We start from the raw sequence: 18,948 nt of genomic DNA on the forward strand, positions 1-18,948 counted from the left end.
TAAAAGGATTTGAAATATATCATACTGTTTTAGAGCAAATAAAAAAAGCTGCAAGTAGCAGCTTTTAATCATCAATGGTATTTGGTGGCTCTTCTTCAACAAGTTTTCTTGCTTCTTCAATATTTGTTGAATCCTCTCTCATATGAACAGATCCACCTGATAAGCCTTCATTGATCATTCGATCAATATCGAGATAGGCTTTATCTTTTCCTTCATAATTAATATCCTGTTTAACTGCTTCATCTCTATCTTTCATACAAGTACCAACCTCCTTGAACACTATTTTGTGTCCAAGAGGAAATGATCATTCATGTTTACTCATAAACGTGAAATAGCATTAATTCATGAATTTGCGTTTGTAACTTTGTTTCATCTTCTTTGAGTGGTGTGACAGATCCCCATTCAATTTGTCCATTTTTATGGTAAATCCCATCATAATGTGAACCTCTAAAATAAAATGAAATACGCCAGCCAGGTAACTTTGCTTGTTTGAACAATGGTTTGTATTGAAAATGTGTAATCAAGCTAATCGCTCCCTTCCTAACCATTATAGAAATAATACGGCGAAAATGGGAGAATTCCTTCTACCTATTTATGGTATTTTTCTAATTCAATAAATAATTGTACAAGCTCAGTGATCCGTTGTTTCTGAATCTCTTGCTCATCAAAAATCATTGGTTTTGAATTTACCTCAAAAAGAAAGGGCCAGCCTTCTGGAGTTAGACCAATGTCCAACGAAAATTCACCAACAAAGCCAAATGCTTTTGTTAAAAGTGTCCCTACTTTGTTTGCGAGCCAGTTGATTTGTTTAGTTGAGCATCGCTCCTTAACCTGTTCAAACGAAATGATTTCGCCACCATTTGGGACATGTGTTATAATCGAGCTTTTTGATGCCTTCCTTACACCGATTCCAACAGGTTTGTATTCATTGTCTCGATATAAACAAATAACGCGTAAATCATACTTACAGTCTTCGATCTTATCCGTTATAATTTCTTCTTGAAGAAGGTATTTTTCTCTATTTAAATGACTGTTAACCCATGTCCTAAAGTTTTCTTCATTGTAGTAAATAGTGGTTGTATTTGATTGGATCGTGTAATGAGCTTCTTTTCGTGAAAGCTTATAAATGCCAGATCCTTTGTGACCATTTTTGGGTTTAGCATAAAGAGAGTTATGAGAATGAAGAAGGTCGGATATATGTACTATATCAGTAAGTAGCCATGTTTTTGGTAAATAAGATTGCATTTCACTATCCTGAGACAGAGCGGAGTACGTTTCCCATTTGTTAAAAAAGCCATAGTTGAAAAATGGTTTTCTTTGCTGTTCATATAATGCTTTTAGCGCTAAAACCTCTTTTGAAATTTCTTCACTTCGAGACGAAATTTTATTATAAATGATATCAGGAAAAGGGAAAGAAATCTTTCCCCATTTCTTCCATTCAAAAAAATAAACATAGCCATTAACACCATTTTCTTCAACACCATCTGTTGTAAAAACAAAGGATAACCCGCCGAATTTAGAAAGTTCACTTTGGATATTTTTGAAAACTGTAGCATTACCACGAAAAATATGGTTTTTGCCACCTTTGCTTGCTAGAATTCCTACAAGAGGGACATAATCAGTTTTCTTCATGAACTAATTCCTCTGGATGAAATATTGCTTTTTTCGATAAATAAACACCATATTGAAGGGATGCTTTTCTTGTTGTAAGGTCCGCATCCTTCAGCTCAGGATGTGAAAAGATAGATCTTCCTGGCTTTGAATTAGCTTCAAACATCCATACTCGACCGTCTTGATCTACCCCAAAATCAAAACCTATTTCTCCGATAAAGCCTTTAATATGCTGATCAATTTTTTTACTTAGTGTAATAGCTGCCTCGGTTAAGTTATGGAATGTTTTCATTCTCTCCTGAGGGTCATCATAAATTTCTTCAAGTGTTTTAACAACTCCACCATTATTTAAATGGGTGGTTACACTGCCACGACCAGCAACCTTTGCAGCTAGTGCGGTAACCTTCCAGCTTCCGTACTCATCCTTATTTGTATGAATTCGAAAATCAATTGCTTTACCATCAAACCGAATAAGCTTAATTCCCTGTTGTGCAAGATAACTTGATAGAAGTCTGTCTTTAAAAGAAGCTTTTAAGAAGCTTTCAAGAGATGGATATCTTCTAAGTCTATTAATTTCCTTATCATCTCGGTAACGTGAATAATATGTATTCTCTTCACGTGAATACATGAGCTGAAACACTCCTAATCCTAAGCTCCCATTTGCAGGCTTTAAATAAATGCTTTTATACGATGAAAGCATTTCCTCCATCTGACTTATAGAAGGGTTGTGAATGGTTTCAGGTAAGTAATGTGCAACCTCATTATCTTGGATAAGAAGCTGATGCATGGACCATTTATTAAAAAAACCTGGATTGTACCATGGAATTGTATATTCTTCTGTTAACCGTTTTTTAACAAGTTTAAGTGCTTGGTGGTTTTCAATTCTTCTATTTGGTAGTCGGTCATAAACAGCATTAGGAAAAGGAAAGGTCCCTCTTTTCCAACCGTTTTTTCCATATGTGTAACCTTCAATTGTGCCTTCTTCCCAGTTAATATGATGAGCGCCAAACACAAAGGAATAGATGCCAAGTGACTGATCAATGGATAAAAACTTAGCAAAGAAAAGAGAGCGCTCACCAATTGGGCGTAATGAGGACTCTGTAAAGCCTGCCGTAAAGATGCCAACCAACGGACCTAGATGTAATGTATAGTCATGAATGATAAGGTGAGTCTTTCCTAAGGCAGGAAGCAGCAGTTGTTCTGATAATTCTCTCGGTATTACAATGTTATCTATGAGTGTTTCATCATACAAAACATCACATGGTAGGGTAATCGTACCGAAAGAAACGAATCCAATCTTACCGAAATGTTGAGCAGTTATTGGTAAAGAAATGGTTAATTGCTCTGTATCTTTTATTTGAATGGAATAGATTTTATTCATTGACTTCAGCTCCTTTGTTATCTCTTTGCTTCATTAAATAATGACAATATGCTAATGGAGATTCATAAAGAACATCTTTTAAATGTGGCTTTGTTTCAACAAAGGTTTTTCGACCCGGTTTTGAATTAATATCAAGTATCCATGTGGATCCATCCTGTGCAAAACCTATATCGATTCCTACTTCGAACAATCTATTAAACTTCATATCAAGCAACTTTGGCAAATGGGTAATGATTGTAGAAAGCTCATCTTCAAGTAAAAACTTTTGCTTCATTGTTAAAGACTTTGACCATTCTTCATATGAGATCGGAGCTCCACCGCTGTTTAAGTTTGATAAAAACGATCCATGATACCCTTTACGTACCCCTTTTTCTACTAGAATCCACTCTCCATTTCGATCCTTTTGAAGAAGTAAGCGAATATCGAACGGATAACCTTCCTGATCTGTAAGGGAAAGAAAGGGTTGAAGCAGATAGCTTTGCTGCTTTATAAGCCTGTCACACCAATCTGAAAATAGCTGTAATGACTGAAATGATTTTGTCTTTTTATCGTGACCTTTATGATAAGTGATGTTTACATCATTTGAAGTTTGCCTAACAGCAATGATTCCGTTTCCTCTAGATCCAGATATAGGTTTTAACATGCAACTAGAATTAGTTCTAATATGTTTTATAATTTGTGCAGATGTTGTTAGTTTTTCGGTTTCAGGTAGGTAGGAATTGATGGGCTCACTATCTATTAAGTTTGAATAAATTTGCCATTTATCAGGCAATCCAAACCCTAAAAATGTTGTTGAAGGGTTTTTCTTTAACCAGTCAACAATTGGCTTGCTTTTTTTTGATGCTTGTTGATTGTTATAAAAGCAGCGGTCATAAATAAAAGTAGGAATTGAAAAGGAAGCAATCTTCCATGTTTGGGTTATTGAATCATATTTTTCACCGTTAATGGTTAAAGTAGAAGGATCAATGGAGGTAGGTTCAAAACGAACGCACTCGATATTAAATGAAGCACTTCGTTTGGCAATTTCTGTTGCATATCCATTTTCATGATTTAGATGTACAGCTAAAAAACCTAATGTAACTTTGTGCATGTTAAGTCACTTCCTTTTCGTTTCCTTTCATTGTGAAGCAGTTAGATTTATTTTTGATCATATAAAAACTGACAATAGTTTATAACTGATTTAGCAGATGGACGAACTTTGCCTTTTTTGGGATCATCCTCTGATTTAGAGGGCTTTGTATTCACTTCGATGATCCAAGGGTGGCCATCATCGTCAAGTGCTAAATCAATGCCGAACTCTCCGAATTCTCCACCTGCTTGAATACATACAACATCAACAATTTCTAAAGAAAGCTCTGATAATAGCTTCTTTAAATGAAGACCTTCTTTTTCTCCAAATAATTCATTAAGCAAGCTTTTTATTTTAAAGATTTCTCCGCCTCTTGCTAAATTAGCAACAAATTGTTGATCTCCTGACACTCTGGCAACAGCTGAAGAAACCTTCCAATGATGCAGGTCTTTCTTATGACATAAAAACCGAAAATCTAATGTTCGATTTTGATATTGTTTTAATTTGATCGTTTCTTGCAGGAGAAAACCTTCTTTTTTTAAGCGAGGGTAAAGAGCGGTGAATAATTGATCAAAGCTATCATATTCTTTTTTGATCTCACCGGAAAAAGTAGTAAAATCAAGAGAGTAGGAGCTGTCTTCATGTTCTATTACTCTAAAAATTCTTTTCCCCTGGCTTCCGTTAATTGGTTTAATGAAAAGATCCTTTTTCTCGTTAAGCATATCTTCTAAATTAGATTTAGACTCTAAGAGCATGCTTTCAGGTAAATAAGGAATAAGATGTTCACTTGCAGATAGAATTTGATGAATTTCCCATTTATTTAGAAAACGATCATTAAAATATGGTATTTTATTTTCAATAAAGTCAGTTGTGATATCTAAGAAATTTTTTGATTTTTCCAGTTTTCTAGAATGAATACGGTTATGAACAACATCAGGGTATGGCAATGTAGCTTTTACCCACTGATTGTCATGTAAATAGTAGCCACTCATTTTTTCCTTATTGTAAGTTGAAAACGAAAACACATAGAAAAAGCAGCCATTTTTTTCGGAAAACAAGGCAAGTTCTTTGCAAAAATCATGAATGGAGCCAAAATGAACACCCTGATCCTTTTTCTTTATCTCTGTTATCAGGCCAATTACCGGCCCTAGCTTTAGTTGATTACGGTTTTTAAGTTCTCCTTGAAGAAATAAGGTTTTGTCAGGTAGATTGAGCGTTTCATACGTTTCCTTTGAAACGGACAAACTAAAGTTCTCCTCATCTATAAATACGATTGGACAGGACACAGTATGCATTCCGCAACTAATTTTCAGGGAATGAACGAATTTAGGGAGACCTAAATGAACACGGAGTCCTTCACTCATTTCACATATATTTGGTCTAAAAGTTGATGGTAACTGTTTTATTTCAATCATACTTTGCATCATAGAAACCCCTTATTTGCTCGCCTAACAGACAAGCTCTATAATGTTCTTAGGCAGATGTTGATATAACATCGTATGTTTTTGAAAAAAAAAGGTGATGTTGTGGAAGGTAGATGGTAATGAAAGATGTAATTATGGCAGTGATAATGATTGTAATTGGTGCAGCCATTGGGGGAGTTACGAACTCATTGGCAATTAAAATGCTCTTTCGTCCTTATAAACCTCTCTATTTTTTAGGGAAAAGAGTTCCTTTTACACCGGGACTGATTCCGAAGCGGAGAGAGGAGCTTGCTGAACAGTTAGGAAAAATGGTTGTTCAGCATTTGTTAACAGCAGAAGGGATGAAACGCAAATTTTTACAATCACAATTTAGAGACCAGGTTATTACTTGGGGAGAAGCACAGATTAGAAAGCTTGTGATTTCTGAAAAAACTCCATCACAACTTATGAATTCATTAAATATTCATGAGCCTGAGAAAGTAGTAAATGATACCTTAAGAAATTTCCTTCATAGAAAATTCGAACAAGTGGTAAAGGAAAATTCGCAAAAGCCGTTAAATGAGGTTCTTTCTAAAAATGTTTTAGATGATGTTTATGTTGCTATTCCAAAGGTGACTCAATTTATTGTTGATAAAGGCATTTCATATTTTGAAAGCAAGGAAGGTAAGCAAAAGCTTGGTAAAATGATTGAAGATTTTCTTGCAACTAGAGGAATGCTAGGTAATATGATTGGAATGTTTTTAGGAAATGAAAGCCTGGTTGATAAGGTACAGCCAGAAGTGATTAAGTTTTTGAAAAACGACGAAACGAAAGTGTTAGTTACGACGTTAATTGGGCGCGAATGGAATTCTATTCAAGACATGACCTTTAATGAGCTTGATCAAAAATGGGGTTTTGTTGAAAAAGGATCTCGCATTCTTGATACTGTTATCGATACATTGAAGGTTGATAAGCTTCTATCCAAGCCAATTTCCACTTACTTAAAACCAAATGAAGAGAAAATCATAAAAGAATGGCTTCCAATGGTAGTTGATGTTTCAACTAAATACCTTATTTCTCATTTAGATGAAATTTTAAAACAGCTGAAGCTTGAAGATGTTGTACGGGAACAAGTAGAGTCTTTCGCAGTAGAAAGACTAGAGGACATTATTCTTTCAATATCAAGGAAAGAATTTAAAATGATTACCTATCTTGGAGCGCTACTTGGAGGGATCATTGGGGGATTACAAGCGATAATTGTCATGCTCATTCAATAAAATAGCTGGTTTTCTATGCAGAGATGAAAATAGTTTGTTATAGTGGAGAAAGAGCCTACATAGGTTAATACTAGAAAGGAGGCTCATCATATGCCTGAAAACTTATATGATGTTGCATACAATTTAGAAAAAGCTCTACGTGAAAGTGATGATTTCAAAGCGTTAAAAAATCTTTACGATGAAGTGAACGCAGATGAATCAGCAAGTAAGATGTTCGAAAACTTCCGTAACATCCAACTAAATCTTCAACAAAAGCAAATGTCTGGACAAGAAATTACACAAGAAGAAATTGAACAGGCACAAAAATCTGTTCAACTTGTTCAACAACACGAAAAAATTGCCCAACTTATGGCGGCAGAGCAACGCTTAAGTATGGTTGTTACAGAACTAAATAAAATTATTATGAAACCACTTGAGGAAATGTACGGAAGCTTATAAGACATACATAAATATGTACTAGCTCTTTAGCAGAATGGGAAAACCATTCTGCTTTTTTATGTTTAGGTATGATTGAAAAAAACATACAAATTCCAAACATTTCATCACAACACCACCACTCTTGTTCTATTTTTCGAAAGAAGGACATAACCTCATAATAGGTTTTAGACATCTGTAGAAGGGGGACTCGCTGTGACTTTTTACCGATTACTTGCATTGAATATCGATGGAACTTTGCTTCGTTCAAATGGTCGTCTCCAAGCGTCAACGAAGGAAGCAATTGATTTTGTGAAAGAAAAAGAGGTCTACGTGACGCTTGTAACAAATAGGCATTTTCAATCTGCCAAAAAGCTTGCTAAAGCATTAAAACTAGATTCATTTTTAGTCACACATGGTGGAGCATTTATTTCCGAAAATCTAGATGAGCCTTTTTATGAGAAGCGACTATCTGAAGATTTAACGTTTAATCTTGTTCAAGTGTTGGAGAATTTTAATTGCAATATCCGTCTTACACATGAACGCTTTTCAATTGGAAATCGAAAAAAAATTGCTTCAAATTTACTTAGTAAGTCAATCCTTAATACATCAGATTCAATGTTTTATCCGGTTCAATTTGTGGATTCATTAGGAGACACACTTAGAGATGAGCCGGTTTCTGCCACGAAAATCGATGTTCATTTCAAATATGATGAAGAAAAAGAAGAGGCGGAAAAATTAATTCAAGAGGCTTTTGATGAAGTTGATCTAAAAACCAGCAGTAAATCTAAGAGTTTTGAGATTGTTAGAAAAGGGGTTTCAAAGGAAAACGGCTTGCGTGCCCTTGCTAGCCATTTGAAGATACCATTGCATGAAACGGTGGCTATTGGTGATTCAGACGATGATATTGAAATGATTAAGTCTGCAGGCTTGGGGGTAGCAATGTGGAATGCACCATTTGAAGTGAAGCATGCAGCTGACTGGGTAACACGTTCAAATAATCAGCAAGGCGTTGCCTATATGGTAAAAGAGCATTTTCGCAAGCAGCAAAGACAAGATTTTTTACGAAAAATTAAAATTGATAAATAACAAAAAGGGAGAGAGTGGACTCTCCCTTTTTGTTATTTAAGATTGGTTTCTTTTAATAGCAGGGTATTCTGTTAACTTTCCCTCATAAACAAGCTGCAACTTATCACTTTTACGGAAATCATCAGGAGTAATTAAAGCAGGGAGTTTATCCCATAATTTGATTCCAGAGCGTTGAAGAATTTCAGCCACAAACTGTGAGCAAAAATAGGAGTTACTAAATTCAACTGGTTCATTAAGGGATACCCCTAAAACACCGAATAGATTATATAGAAACTTTTTTTGATTTTTGATAAAAACATTTAAAACACGTCTCATCTTTTCTACATCACGATTTGATACTTCAAGCTTATATATGACACAGGTTGTGTCAGGGTACTTACTGTAAGTTCCTGTGTAAACATCTTCTTTTACAAAACCACCGTTAATTGGATTACTGGGGTTTTTCCTACCAAAGCTGTACATTTCATTTAAAGTTGGATCAAAGGCAATGGAGGCATGATTATATGGAGCCTTTGTATATTTTTTAATAGACTTTGTAAACAATGTCCCAGTATCAGTGAGCAAAATATAAACATATGTTTTGGCTGTCATATTACTTCCCTCTTTTATATCTTCCTGAAATACTCTATCCTTAATTATACAATATTTCATTTTTTTGGTGGGTGAAAACTTGATTACAACACTTTGGACCTTATCGATCTTTTTAATTGTATTAAGTAGTGTGAGCATAGTTTTTATATTCATGAGCAAAAGGGAGCCCGAGAAGGATTTTACCGCTATATTTTTAAGAGTAAAAACTTGGTGGGGAATGTTTGCCGTATTTTGTATGGCTACTTTATTTAATCCAGTTGTTTCGTTGTTGTCACTAATGATTTTATGTTTTTTTGCTCTGAAAGAGTATTTTTCTATGATGAAAACGAGAAAAGCTGATCGGCGCTTATTTCTTTGGTCGTATTTAGCAATTCCTGTACAGTTTTATTGGATTTATATCGGATGGTATGGAATGTTTATCGTGTTCATTCCTGTCTATGTTTTCTTGTTTTTACCTCTACCAAGGCTTCTAGGTAAAGGTACAAGTGGTTTTTTGCGTTCAGTAAGCTCAACACAGTGGGGACTAATGTTAATGGTGTTTGGGTTAAGTCATTTAGCTTATTATCAATTTGCAACACCAGAACATGGAGCAAATTTAGTTCTTTTTCTCGTTGTATTAACACAAGTGAATGATGTTGTTCATTATTTGATTTCGATTTATATAGGGAAAAGAAAGGTAGTACCCTCAGCGAATCCTACCATTACATGGGAAGGGTATATAGGTGCAACCATTGTTACAACTACAATTGCATACTTTATTTATCCTTATTTAACACCACTCGACTTAAAATTTGGTATCATATCAGGTATATTGATTAGCTTAAGTGGATTTTTTGGAAGTTTGACCATTTCAGTTTTAAAGCGTGATTTGCTTATAGGGGACCGTGAAAAACTAAAGAACGTACAAAAAAGCTATTTAACACGTGTTGATAGTTTAACCTATACCTCACCTGTGTTTTTCCATGTTATCCGTTATTTTTATGAGTTTATGTAAACAAAGGGGCTGTCTAGATGGACAGTCCCATTTTAATTTGTTTAGAACCTACTCCTTATATCGTAAGTAGTGGTAATTCTCCGTCGGAATTCGTTCTATTACATTTCCTTGCTCGTCCTTATACACCTCATACTCTTGATATACTTCAACAGCATATCCATCCTCTTCTTTCAAATCGACTAGTCTGTTTTCAAACTCAGGTAAAGCAGCAGACTCTTCTGTTTCTGTTGTAGCAGTTTCAGCATCATCAGCTGGTACTGGAATACTGACTATGGCTTGTTCCTTCTCAAAAAATTGTGGAGAATCTAGATAACCTATCATAGCAACTACTGCAACAATGATAACTGGAGCAATTTTTTTCAACTGCGGTTGCCTCCTATTTTTGTAATCTTACTATTATTCTATGACTTTACTGGTGGATATTATTATTAATATTTATTACTTTTACGATTATCGCTTGTGACTGTATATAAGTAATTGTTACTATAACAAGTGGAAGGAATTTGTTAACTTATATTAAATAGCAAGTCGATATAATAAAAACGTTTAAATGAAGGGGCAGAATATGAACAAAGAATATGTAGAGAAACTAGAAACAAAAGTTAAAGAATATGAAGAAGCCATATTAGATATGTCAGCACCAATTATTCCATCGATTGTTCCAGATACAATCTTAGTACCAATTACGGGAATTCTCCTTGAAGAAAGATTTGAAAAAATTCGAATTAAGATTTTATCGTATATCCAAACACATGATATTGAGACGGCTATTATTGATATGACAGATATTACATTAGATAAAATTGAACAAATTGGTATGCGAGAATTAGGAAACGAAATACATCAATTAACAGATGCAATCTTTTTAATGGGGGTGGAGCCTTATTATGTTGGTCTTTCTCCACAGCTTATTAAAGAGATTGTTTCAACGGGAGTGCAAATAAAAGCAGAGTCTTTTTCTACATTTCAATCAGCATTAAAACATTTAATGAAAAAGAAAGGTATTGTCCTACAAAAGGCTTCTGTATAAAGATAACATTGACCGAGACACTTGTTTTTTGTACTATCAGAAAGATACGGTCAATTTTTTATGAATGATAGTAGAAAAAATAAGGCTTTCGACATGAGGACTTGGGGATAAGCAAGTTTTTCTAATAAACTAAAAAGAAGTCTTGAAAAAAATAGGGTGATAATGAAATGAAAATTTATATAAAAGGTATACAAGATGAGCGATTCCATCGCCCACTTACATTGATTGGTAATTTATTTTTTGAGGAAACAGAGCTCTGCTTTATAGAAGATGATCATACTCTAGAAGCGGAGTTTTTTATTCAAGAAGATGATGAACGTGTTTCAATTAAAGGATATTTACTATCAGAGGATGGCAAGCGATATGAGGCAAACAAGGAAAAGCAAATTCCTGTTAATGTAGAAGGGAAAGAACGCTTAAGACTAGTGAAAAACACTCTTTCATTTGTTTATTTAACCCTCCTACAGGATTACACAGGTATGATTCAAAAGTGGGGAATTTTAACTGGAATACGTCCTACAAAGCTTTATCATAAAAAGCGGCAGGAAGGAATGTCATCAGAAAACATCCATAAAATGTTTAAAGAGGAATATTTGCTGTCCGACGAAAAAATTCATCTTATGCAGCAGATCGTTGAAAGACAGCTAGAAGTCATTCCTGATTTAGATTCCCTGTCTAATGAGGTTAGTATCTATGTTGGAATTCCTTTTTGTCCAACAAAGTGTGCTTACTGTACGTTTCCAGCGTATGCAATCAATGGTAGACAAGGGTCAGTTACTTCTTTCCTAGGTGGCCTTCATTATGAAATGAGAGAAATCGGTCGTTGGTTAAAGGAAAAGAACATCAAAATTACAACTGTTTATTATGGTGGCGGAACACCGACAAGTATTACAGCAGAAGAGATGGATATGTTGTATGAAGAAATGGCTGAATCGTTCCCACATTTAGAAAATATTAGAGAAATTACAGTAGAAGCAGGCAGACCGGACACGATAACAAAGGAAAAGCTTGAGATTTTAAATAAGTGGAAAATCGATCGCATTAGTATTAATCCTCAATCTTATACACAGGCAACATTAAAGGCAATTGGACGCCACCATACTGTTGAAGAAACAATAGAGAAGTTTCATTTAGCTAGAAGTATGGGGATGAATAATATTAATATGGATTTAATTATCGGCTTACCAGGTGAAGGTGTTGACGAATTTGATTATTCTCTTGCAGAATCAGCAAAGTTGATGCCGGAGTCATTAACGGTTCACACACTTTCTTTTAAGCGTGCATCAGAAATGACGCAAAACAAACATAAGTATAAAGTGGCAAGCCGTGAAGAAATTACAACAATGATGGATCATGCAGTCTCTTGGACAAAGGATCATGGATATACTCCATATTATTTATACCGTCAAAAAAACATCCTCGGAAATTTAGAGAATGTTGGTTATGCCTTAAAAGGGCAGGATAGTCTATATAACATTATGATTATGGAAGAACAGCAAACGATTATTGGTATTGGGTGCGGGGCTGCAAGTAAGTTTGTTCATCCTGTGACAAGAAAAATTACTCACTTCGCCAACCCAAAGGATCCAAAATCCTATAATGATGGTTTTGAACATTATACAAATGAAAAAATAGCTATTTTAGAAGAGTTGTTTTCAAAATAAAGAACAGGTTCGGTTCCCAAATACAAATACTAAATTAGTACATCAATTAGCAGTCCTATTTGTAACAGAATAAGACTGCTTCTTTTTTGTTGATCTGGGGGCTAATTAAATGGACGGTTAACTTAAATAAGCGGATTTTTTCCGGTTAGACTGAAGAATGGAACTCGTTTTGGGGATATAAGTGGATTTTTTCCGGTTAAGCAAAGTAAAATGGTCCATTTTCATCTTTTTTGATTAAATAGGCGGAATGTTTCCGTCTATTTAATCTATTTTATGTGATAATTCCTCATTTAGAGGAATTTTTCCCCTTATTTTAGTAGCTTATTTACTTGCCAAACTGCTTTTTCATCCTAGTGAGGATTACTATATGAAAGCAAGTAAATTTGTATGTTGTACTTCAAAACAGAACCCTTTATTTGTATATGCCCTGTTGTATCAAGATACTTAATTTGCTAACAAGCAGGATATCAACCAGCTTTCTTGAATTAATATATTGAAATACATTTTAGGGGTGGATGAGAATGACATATCAAACGATTGAGCTAGTCAAAGAGGGGAATTTTGCTACATTATATCTAAACAGAGTGAACTCATTAAACGCAATGGACGTAGAAATGCTTCAGGAATTAGCTGAGTGCTTAGCTGATGTTGCTGCTTCTAATGTAAAGCTTTTGTTTGTTACTGGAAGAGGTCGTGCCTTTTCAGCTGGCGGTGATTTAAAAACGATGCTATCTAATGCAGATGAATCTGGCTTTCAAACCGTGATGAACAATATAAAAAACATTATTGTCAGCTTATACACGATGCCTGCGGTAACAGTAAGCTTTCTTAACGGGGCTGCAGCTGGCTTAGGACTAAGTTTTGCTTTAGCATGTGATCAGGTATTTGCGGAAAAAAATGCGAAGATTGCTATGAATTTTATTAATATTGGTCTTATTCCAGATGGTGGAGGGCATTTCTTTTTAAAGAAAAGATTAGGAGAGCACAAGGCTAAGCAAGTAATCTGGGAAGGTAAATCAATGACCTCCGATGAAGCATTAAAGGTAGGGATTGTTGACATGGCTTATGAAGGAGATACAGAAGAACAGCTTGAGTTGATAAAAAGGGAATTGGAAGCGCGTCCATTAAAGGCGATGATTGCTTCAAAACTGATATATAGTGAACAAGAAAAACAGCTCTTGCTCGAAACATTAGATTCTGAAACTGAAAAACAATTAGAAATGAGGCGAACACAAGATCATCGTGAAGGAGTTGCAGCGTTTTTAGAAAAACGTCCGGCTCATTTTATCGGGAATTAATTGAATTGGAGGCTTTATCTTCGATTATAAGAATTTATCCGCGATTCCTGGAGGTTTATCTGCGATTATAAGAATTTATCCGCGATTCCTGGAGGTTTATCTTCGATTATAAGAATTTATCTGCGATTCCTGGAGGTTTATCTTCGATTATAAGAATTTATCCGCGATTCCTGGAGGTTTATCTTCGATTATAAGAATTTATCAACGATTCCTGATGGTTTATCTTCGATTAGACAAAAAACGACAAACTATCACATTAAAAAGGAACTGCCTCACTATGGCAGTTCCTTAATTTATCTTCCAAATAACACGAGCTTCCCGGCTGCAGATGTACAGCGGTGTGTTTTATCTGTATAATTTTGTTCTTCTAATTTACGTTGTCCAATTTCTTTTGCCTCATTTTCAGATTGTGCTTCAAAGCTCTCATCTAAAAGTTTTTCCCCATTTTTTTCAAAAACCGTTAAATAGTAAGTCCCCATCCTTCATTTCCTCCCCTTGTTGTAAACATTATAATTATATGATTCTTACTTCTATTATACTTTTCCTGCAGGAATATGAAACATTCTTTTACCAAGATGGAAGGTTGGAGGATGCTGGTACGAGTTTACTTTCGGGGCTAGAGTCTATAATGCTAGTAGTGTTCTTTTTACCTTTTTTAAGATAAGGATCTTGTGATTCTTAAAAATGCTTCTGTTTTTCTCATACATAGGAGAACGATAAGTTACACATACGTAAAATTAATCATCACAGAACGTGCATTCGTATTTTGGAGATGATACTATATAAGTAGGGAATATTAATTGTTTACGTGGTTTATAAAGGATGGGACAAATATGAGTTCAATCAAGTTTATACATGCTGCTGATCTCCATTTGGACAGCCCGTTTATCGGATTAAAGCATATGCCTTCAAATCTTTTTGAAAGAGTGAGAGAAAGTACATTCTTAGCTTTTTCTAGAATGATATCACTTGCGATTGAAAGAGAAGTGGATTTTCTATTACTTTCAGGTGATTTGTACGATGAAGATGAGAGAAGTTTAAAGGCGCAGTTAAAGCTAAAAAGAGAATTTGAACGATTAGAACAAGCGGGAATCCAAGTTTACATTATACATGGAAATCATGATCATATGAGTGGAAAGTGGATTGATCTGAAGTGGCCTGAAAATGTTCATGTTTTTTCAAGTCATTCGGTTGAAATGAAGGAATATCGTAAAAACGACATACCGCTCGCCTATATTTATGGTTATAGTTATCCAACCCGATCTCTACAGGAAAATATAACCTCTCAATATATAAAAAAGGAAAATCCTTCTGTGTATCATATAGGTATGCTGCATGGGTCGATAGAGGGAAGTCAAGAGCATGATGTGTATTGTCCGTTTAAGCTTCATGAGCTAATTGAGAAAGAATTTAACTATTGGGCTCTAGGGCACATTCATAAGCGTCAGATTTTATATGAAAATCATCAAGTGATTGCTTATTCAGGGAACATTCAAGGACGACATCGTAAGGAAACTGGAGAAAAGGGCTGTTATGTAGTTGAATTGGAAGAAGGAGTAACGAAGAGTACGTTTGTTTCTACTGAAGAAATCTTGTGGGAAGACGTTGAAATATCAATTGATGGACTTCTTCACTTTTCTGAATTACTGATTAAATGTGAGACAGCCATTGAATCCATTCAAAAGAAAGCTCAGCCAACATGTTTAACAATCACTTTAACAGGGGCAGGTTTTTTAGCTGATACTCTGCAGCAACAGGACATTGCCCATGATATTATAGATATTTTTAATGAACGTGCGGAGGAGCAGGAAAACTTTGTTTGGATTGTGAAACTTACTAATAAAACATATAAAAAGAGGATTGATACTTCTAAGCTTTCCACTTTCTATACTGATTTGCAAAAAACAGTAGACGATTATCATTCATTTGAAGAAGTGATTAACCCACTTATTAAGCACCCAGTATATCGGAAATATTTTCAAGATTACACCTTAGAAGAACAAAAGCAGCTACTGAAGGAAGCGGAGAAATTATTACAAAACGAACTTTTACAACAAGGTGAAATAAAGTGAGGTGAACACTTTGAAAATTGAAGAATTACATATTTATGGTTACGGTAAATTTGAAAATCAGCATTTTTATTTAGGTAAGTCCAACCTATTTGTATTTTATGGGGAAAATGAAGCCGGCAAATCTACAATTATGTCATTTATACATAGCATTTTATTCGGTTTTCCCACTAAACAACAAGCAGAAAATCGTTATGAGCCTAAACGAGCAACAAGCTATGGGGGTTATTTAATTTTAAGAGGTGAAGAGAACAGGCGACTAAAAATAGAAAGAGTACCAGGGAAATTTGGTGGGCAGGTCACAATTGAGATGGAGGATGGAACAACAAGAGATGAAGAATATTTAGGTGAGTTATTATCTGGATTAGATAAAGAAACGTATCGTTCTATCTTCTCGTTTGATGTTCATGGCCTACAGCAAATTCATAAAATGAGCTCAGATCAAGTTGGGAAATTCTTATTTTTATCAAGCATTTATGGTGCTGATGCATTATTTACTATTGAGGATAAATTAACAAAGCAACAGGAACTCATTTATAAGCCGAATGGTAAGAAGCCAACATTAAATGAAGAGCTAGTGGGATTAAAGGATAGCGCTGCTAAGATGTTAGAAGCTAAAAGAAAAAATAGTGACTACGAGCAATTATTAAAAGCAAAAGAATCCCTTAAGGAAAAGTTATCTCAAGTAGTAGTTGCGAAAAAAGAAAACATGTCTTTACAAAGAGAGTTAGAAAGAATAAAATCTGTTATTCCCCTCATTAAGGAAAGAAACTGGTGTTTAGAACAATTAAAGTCCTTGCCTGACACAGAGCTTTTTCCGGAGGATGCCATTCAGCAGCTAGATCACTTTAATATGTCTCTTCAGCCACTTGAGGTCAAATTACATTCTTCAAAAAGTAACTATGAGCAAGTGAACAAAGAGCTAGAAGATTTACTAATAAATGAAGCATATATTCAAAATAAAAAAGCTATTCAAGAAGCACGTGAACAATTTGCTCTTTTTGATGAAAAGCAAAAGAAACAATCTCATTTAATAAAGAGAATTGAACAACTACAGTATGAAGTTGAACTTCTTAAACAAAGACTCTATCCTCATTTTAGTGATGAAGAAATATTTGAAATAAATGCAACCATTCCAATGAAGGAAGCAATAAAGAAGATCATACTTGAGGATCAGCAGGTCAAGCAACGAAAGCAAATGTTGGATGAGCAGTTTGAACAATCAAGAAATTCAATTGAAGAAACTGAATGGAAAATAAATGAACTGCGTAAAGAAGAGCTACCTGATGATGAAAGAAAGAACATGGAACAGAAGGTCGAAGAATCAAAGAATGTTAACACGAAGCATCTTCAACAAGAACGAGAGAGACTTTTAAATGAATTAACAAGGCGTAGGAAGGAGCATAAACAGGAGAAAAAGGTAGGAACGATGTTAATTTTTTTCTTAGTGATGCTCTCCCTAATTGGTATGGTATGGTCCTTCATCCAGCAGCATTGGATAATTCTAATTGTTTGTATAGCAATAGGTGTTAGTTTCATTCTTCAAGTAAAAAATAAAAAAACGAAAAAAGATCCACTTCTTCTACATTTAACAATGGAGCTTGAGAAAATTGAAGAGGATTTAAAAAAGGGAATGGCATATGAGTCATCCTCTTCTCAATCATTACCAGAATTAATCCACCTTCTTGATTATGATCAAAAGATAAAACAAACGCTCCACCATGAGCAACTACTTTTTCAACAACAAGAGAGAAACTACGAAAGAATTGTAAAGCAATATGAGGAGTGGGAAAAAACTCAGTTTCAATTAAAACAAAAGCAAGCTCATTTAGCTAAGTTGTTGAAGATTGATGAGCATGCATCATCAGAAGCACTTTTAGAAGCGTTTGAGTTGTTGCAACAACTTCAGCATATTATCCTTGAAAAGAACAAACTTATCGCTGAAGAAAATTTAATAAAACAGGAATTGTTAAAGTATGAACAAATGGTTGACGAGATCATAAAGGCTTGTGATATTGATGGAAACTCCATTGAACAAGCAGTTTATGAGTTGTCTAAGCAGTTGAGCATAGAAGGCACAAAGAAGGAAAAACAAAAACAGTTATTAGAGAAAAGAAGAGAGTTAGATGAAGAACTTCGTGAATATGTTCAAAGCACTACATTTTTAAAACAGCAAAAAGAAGATTTTATCGAACGTAGTGGATGTGAAACAGAAGATGAGTTCCGCAAACAAGCAAAACTGCATGAACAACGAGAGGCAGTACGAAAGCAAAAGCAATGGATTGATAAACAGTTAGCTACAGAAAAAGACATTGATATTGACACACTTTCCAACACAAAAATTGACGATATTGAGGTAAGGTTACAAGAGGTAGAGGAGGAAATAAACGTACTTGAAGCAAGTGAAAGGAAACTCCAACAAGAACAATCCAGCACTCTCATTAAATTAGAAGAGATGGAACAGAGTGGAACGTACTCAAAACTAAGACATTCTTTTGAAAATAAAAAGGCTATTGTTAAAGAGGAAGCAGAAAAATGGATTGTTAGAGCACTTGCTAAAGATTTGCTACACAAAACAGTTCAGAGGCACAGAGAAGAAAAATTACCTGAGTTAATGACATCAATAGCTTACTTTTTTACAAGACTTACATCTAGCATGTATCACAATGTCTATTTACCAAATGATAAGCAGTCGTTTATCGTGGAGCGACATGATGGAACAAAGTTTTTTGCAGAAGAGCTAAGTCAAGCAACCTCGGAACAACTGTATTTATCGATACGACTAGCGATTATAAAAAATATAAACAAGCAAGTGAATTTGCCAATTATTATGGATGATAGCTTTGTTCATTTTGATCATCGCAGAACATCAAACACCATTTCTTTATTAAATGAACTTAAAGAAGAGAATCAAGTGATTTATTTTACATGCCACGAGCATATGGCAAATTCCTATCAGTCTCAGAATATGGTTAACCTATCACAAATAAATGTTAGTTAGTTTGGTTTAAATGAAAGTGTATGGCAGCCGAAAGAATAAAGGAACTATGCTATACTA

Annotated in this window: 18 protein-coding genes; 9 read left to right on the top strand and 9 right to left on the bottom strand. The window is 34.7% G+C overall.

Annotated elements, in window-relative coordinates; genetic code table 11:
- Positions 1-64: 64 nt before the first annotated feature.
- The 6 genes from D9842_RS23845 to D9842_RS23870 form a co-directional block, all read right to left on the bottom strand.
- Positions 65-256, bottom strand: coding sequence for a hypothetical protein (locus tag D9842_RS23845; protein WP_098795267.1), 192 nt, complete (start codon positions 254-256; stop codon positions 65-67).
- A 58-nt stretch (positions 257-314) separates the two neighbouring features.
- On the bottom strand, positions 315-524 hold the full coding sequence (locus D9842_RS23850) for a YheE family protein (protein ID WP_121664604.1): 210 nt from the start codon (positions 522-524) through the stop codon (positions 315-317).
- Positions 525-588: 64 nt separating this feature from the next.
- The gene (locus D9842_RS23855) at positions 589-1,632 is read right to left on the bottom strand and encodes a YheC/YheD family endospore coat-associated protein (protein ID WP_121664605.1); all 1,044 of its coding nucleotides are present in this window, start codon (positions 1,630-1,632) and stop codon (positions 589-591) included.
- On the bottom strand, positions 1,619-2,992 hold the full coding sequence (locus D9842_RS23860) for a YheC/YheD family endospore coat-associated protein (protein WP_121664606.1): 1,374 nt from the start codon (positions 2,990-2,992) through the stop codon (positions 1,619-1,621). The genes D9842_RS23855 and D9842_RS23860 overlap by 14 nt, the downstream gene beginning before the upstream one ends.
- Complete coding sequence (locus tag D9842_RS23865) at positions 2,985-4,082, bottom strand: YheC/YheD family endospore coat-associated protein (protein WP_121664607.1); 1,098 nt, start codon at positions 4,080-4,082, stop codon at positions 2,985-2,987. Before D9842_RS23865 ends, D9842_RS23860 begins: the two co-directional genes overlap by 8 nt.
- Positions 4,083-4,129: 47 nt before the next feature.
- Positions 4,130-5,485, bottom strand: a complete 1,356-nt coding sequence (locus D9842_RS23870) for a YheC/YheD family endospore coat-associated protein (RefSeq protein ID WP_162987548.1) — start codon at positions 5,483-5,485, stop codon at positions 4,130-4,132.
- Positions 5,486-5,604: 119 nt separating this feature from the next.
- On the opposite strand from D9842_RS23870, the gene D9842_RS23875 reads away from it, so the two are divergent.
- From D9842_RS23875 to D9842_RS23885, 3 genes are all read left to right on the top strand, one after another.
- Positions 5,605-6,741 (top strand): DUF445 domain-containing protein, encoded by a 1,137-nt coding sequence (locus tag D9842_RS23875; RefSeq protein ID WP_162987549.1) that lies wholly within the window; start codon positions 5,605-5,607, stop codon positions 6,739-6,741.
- A gap of 90 nt (positions 6,742-6,831) precedes the next feature.
- Positions 6,832-7,179 carry a YlbF/YmcA family competence regulator gene (locus tag D9842_RS23880; RefSeq protein ID WP_098795274.1) on the top strand — a complete coding sequence of 116 codons (348 nt, stop codon included), beginning with the start codon at positions 6,832-6,834 and terminating at the stop codon, positions 7,177-7,179.
- 192 nt (positions 7,180-7,371) lie between these two features.
- Positions 7,372-8,244, top strand: coding sequence for a Cof-type HAD-IIB family hydrolase (locus D9842_RS23885; RefSeq protein WP_121664610.1), 873 nt, complete (start codon positions 7,372-7,374; stop codon positions 8,242-8,244).
- A gap of 36 nt (positions 8,245-8,280) precedes the next feature.
- On the opposite strand, the gene D9842_RS23890 is transcribed toward D9842_RS23885, so the two are convergent.
- Complete coding sequence (locus D9842_RS23890; protein ID WP_121664611.1) at positions 8,281-8,835, bottom strand: C40 family peptidase; 555 nt, start codon at positions 8,833-8,835, stop codon at positions 8,281-8,283.
- 151 nt (positions 8,836-8,986) lie between these two features.
- Here D9842_RS23890 and D9842_RS23895 point away from each other — a divergent pair, with 151 nt between their 5' ends.
- Positions 8,987-9,829 carry a phosphatidate cytidylyltransferase gene (locus D9842_RS23895; protein WP_121665173.1) on the top strand — a complete coding sequence of 281 codons (843 nt, stop codon included), beginning with the start codon at positions 8,987-8,989 and terminating at the stop codon, positions 9,827-9,829.
- 48 nt (positions 9,830-9,877) lie between these two features.
- On the opposite strand, the gene D9842_RS23900 is transcribed toward D9842_RS23895, so the two are convergent.
- Positions 9,878-10,192: a hypothetical protein gene (locus tag D9842_RS23900; protein ID WP_121664612.1), complete on the bottom strand. Its 315-nt coding sequence runs from the start codon at positions 10,190-10,192 to the stop codon at positions 9,878-9,880.
- 202 nt (positions 10,193-10,394) lie between these two features.
- Between D9842_RS23900 and D9842_RS23905 the strand changes: the two genes are divergently transcribed.
- From D9842_RS23905 to D9842_RS23915, 3 genes are all read left to right on the top strand, one after another.
- Positions 10,395-10,859 (top strand): STAS domain-containing protein, encoded by a 465-nt coding sequence (locus tag D9842_RS23905; protein WP_121664613.1) that lies wholly within the window; start codon positions 10,395-10,397, stop codon positions 10,857-10,859.
- A gap of 167 nt (positions 10,860-11,026) precedes the next feature.
- Positions 11,027-12,523, top strand: coding sequence for a coproporphyrinogen III oxidase (locus D9842_RS23910; RefSeq protein WP_121664614.1), 1,497 nt, complete (start codon positions 11,027-11,029; stop codon positions 12,521-12,523).
- Positions 12,524-13,044: 521 nt separating this feature from the next.
- Positions 13,045-13,821 (top strand): enoyl-CoA hydratase, encoded by a 777-nt coding sequence (locus D9842_RS23915; RefSeq protein ID WP_121664615.1) that lies wholly within the window; start codon positions 13,045-13,047, stop codon positions 13,819-13,821.
- A 293-nt stretch (positions 13,822-14,114) separates the two neighbouring features.
- Here D9842_RS23915 and D9842_RS23920 read toward each other — a convergent pair whose 3' ends face one another.
- Positions 14,115-14,300, bottom strand: coding sequence for a YhzD family protein (locus D9842_RS23920; protein WP_121664616.1), 186 nt, complete (start codon positions 14,298-14,300; stop codon positions 14,115-14,117).
- A 354-nt stretch (positions 14,301-14,654) separates the two neighbouring features.
- Between D9842_RS23920 and D9842_RS23925 the strand changes: the two genes are divergently transcribed.
- Positions 14,655-15,893 carry a metallophosphoesterase family protein gene (locus D9842_RS23925; RefSeq protein WP_121664617.1) on the top strand — a complete coding sequence of 413 codons (1,239 nt, stop codon included), beginning with the start codon at positions 14,655-14,657 and terminating at the stop codon, positions 15,891-15,893.
- A 10-nt stretch (positions 15,894-15,903) separates the two neighbouring features.
- Positions 15,904-18,891, top strand: coding sequence for an ATP-binding protein (locus D9842_RS23930; RefSeq protein ID WP_162987550.1), 2,988 nt, complete (start codon positions 15,904-15,906; stop codon positions 18,889-18,891).
- The last annotated feature ends 57 nt before the right edge of the window (positions 18,892-18,948 follow it).

This window comes from Metabacillus litoralis (assembly GCF_003667825.1).
GTDB classification, from domain to species: Bacteria; Bacillota; Bacilli; order Bacillales; family Bacillaceae; genus Metabacillus; species Metabacillus litoralis_B.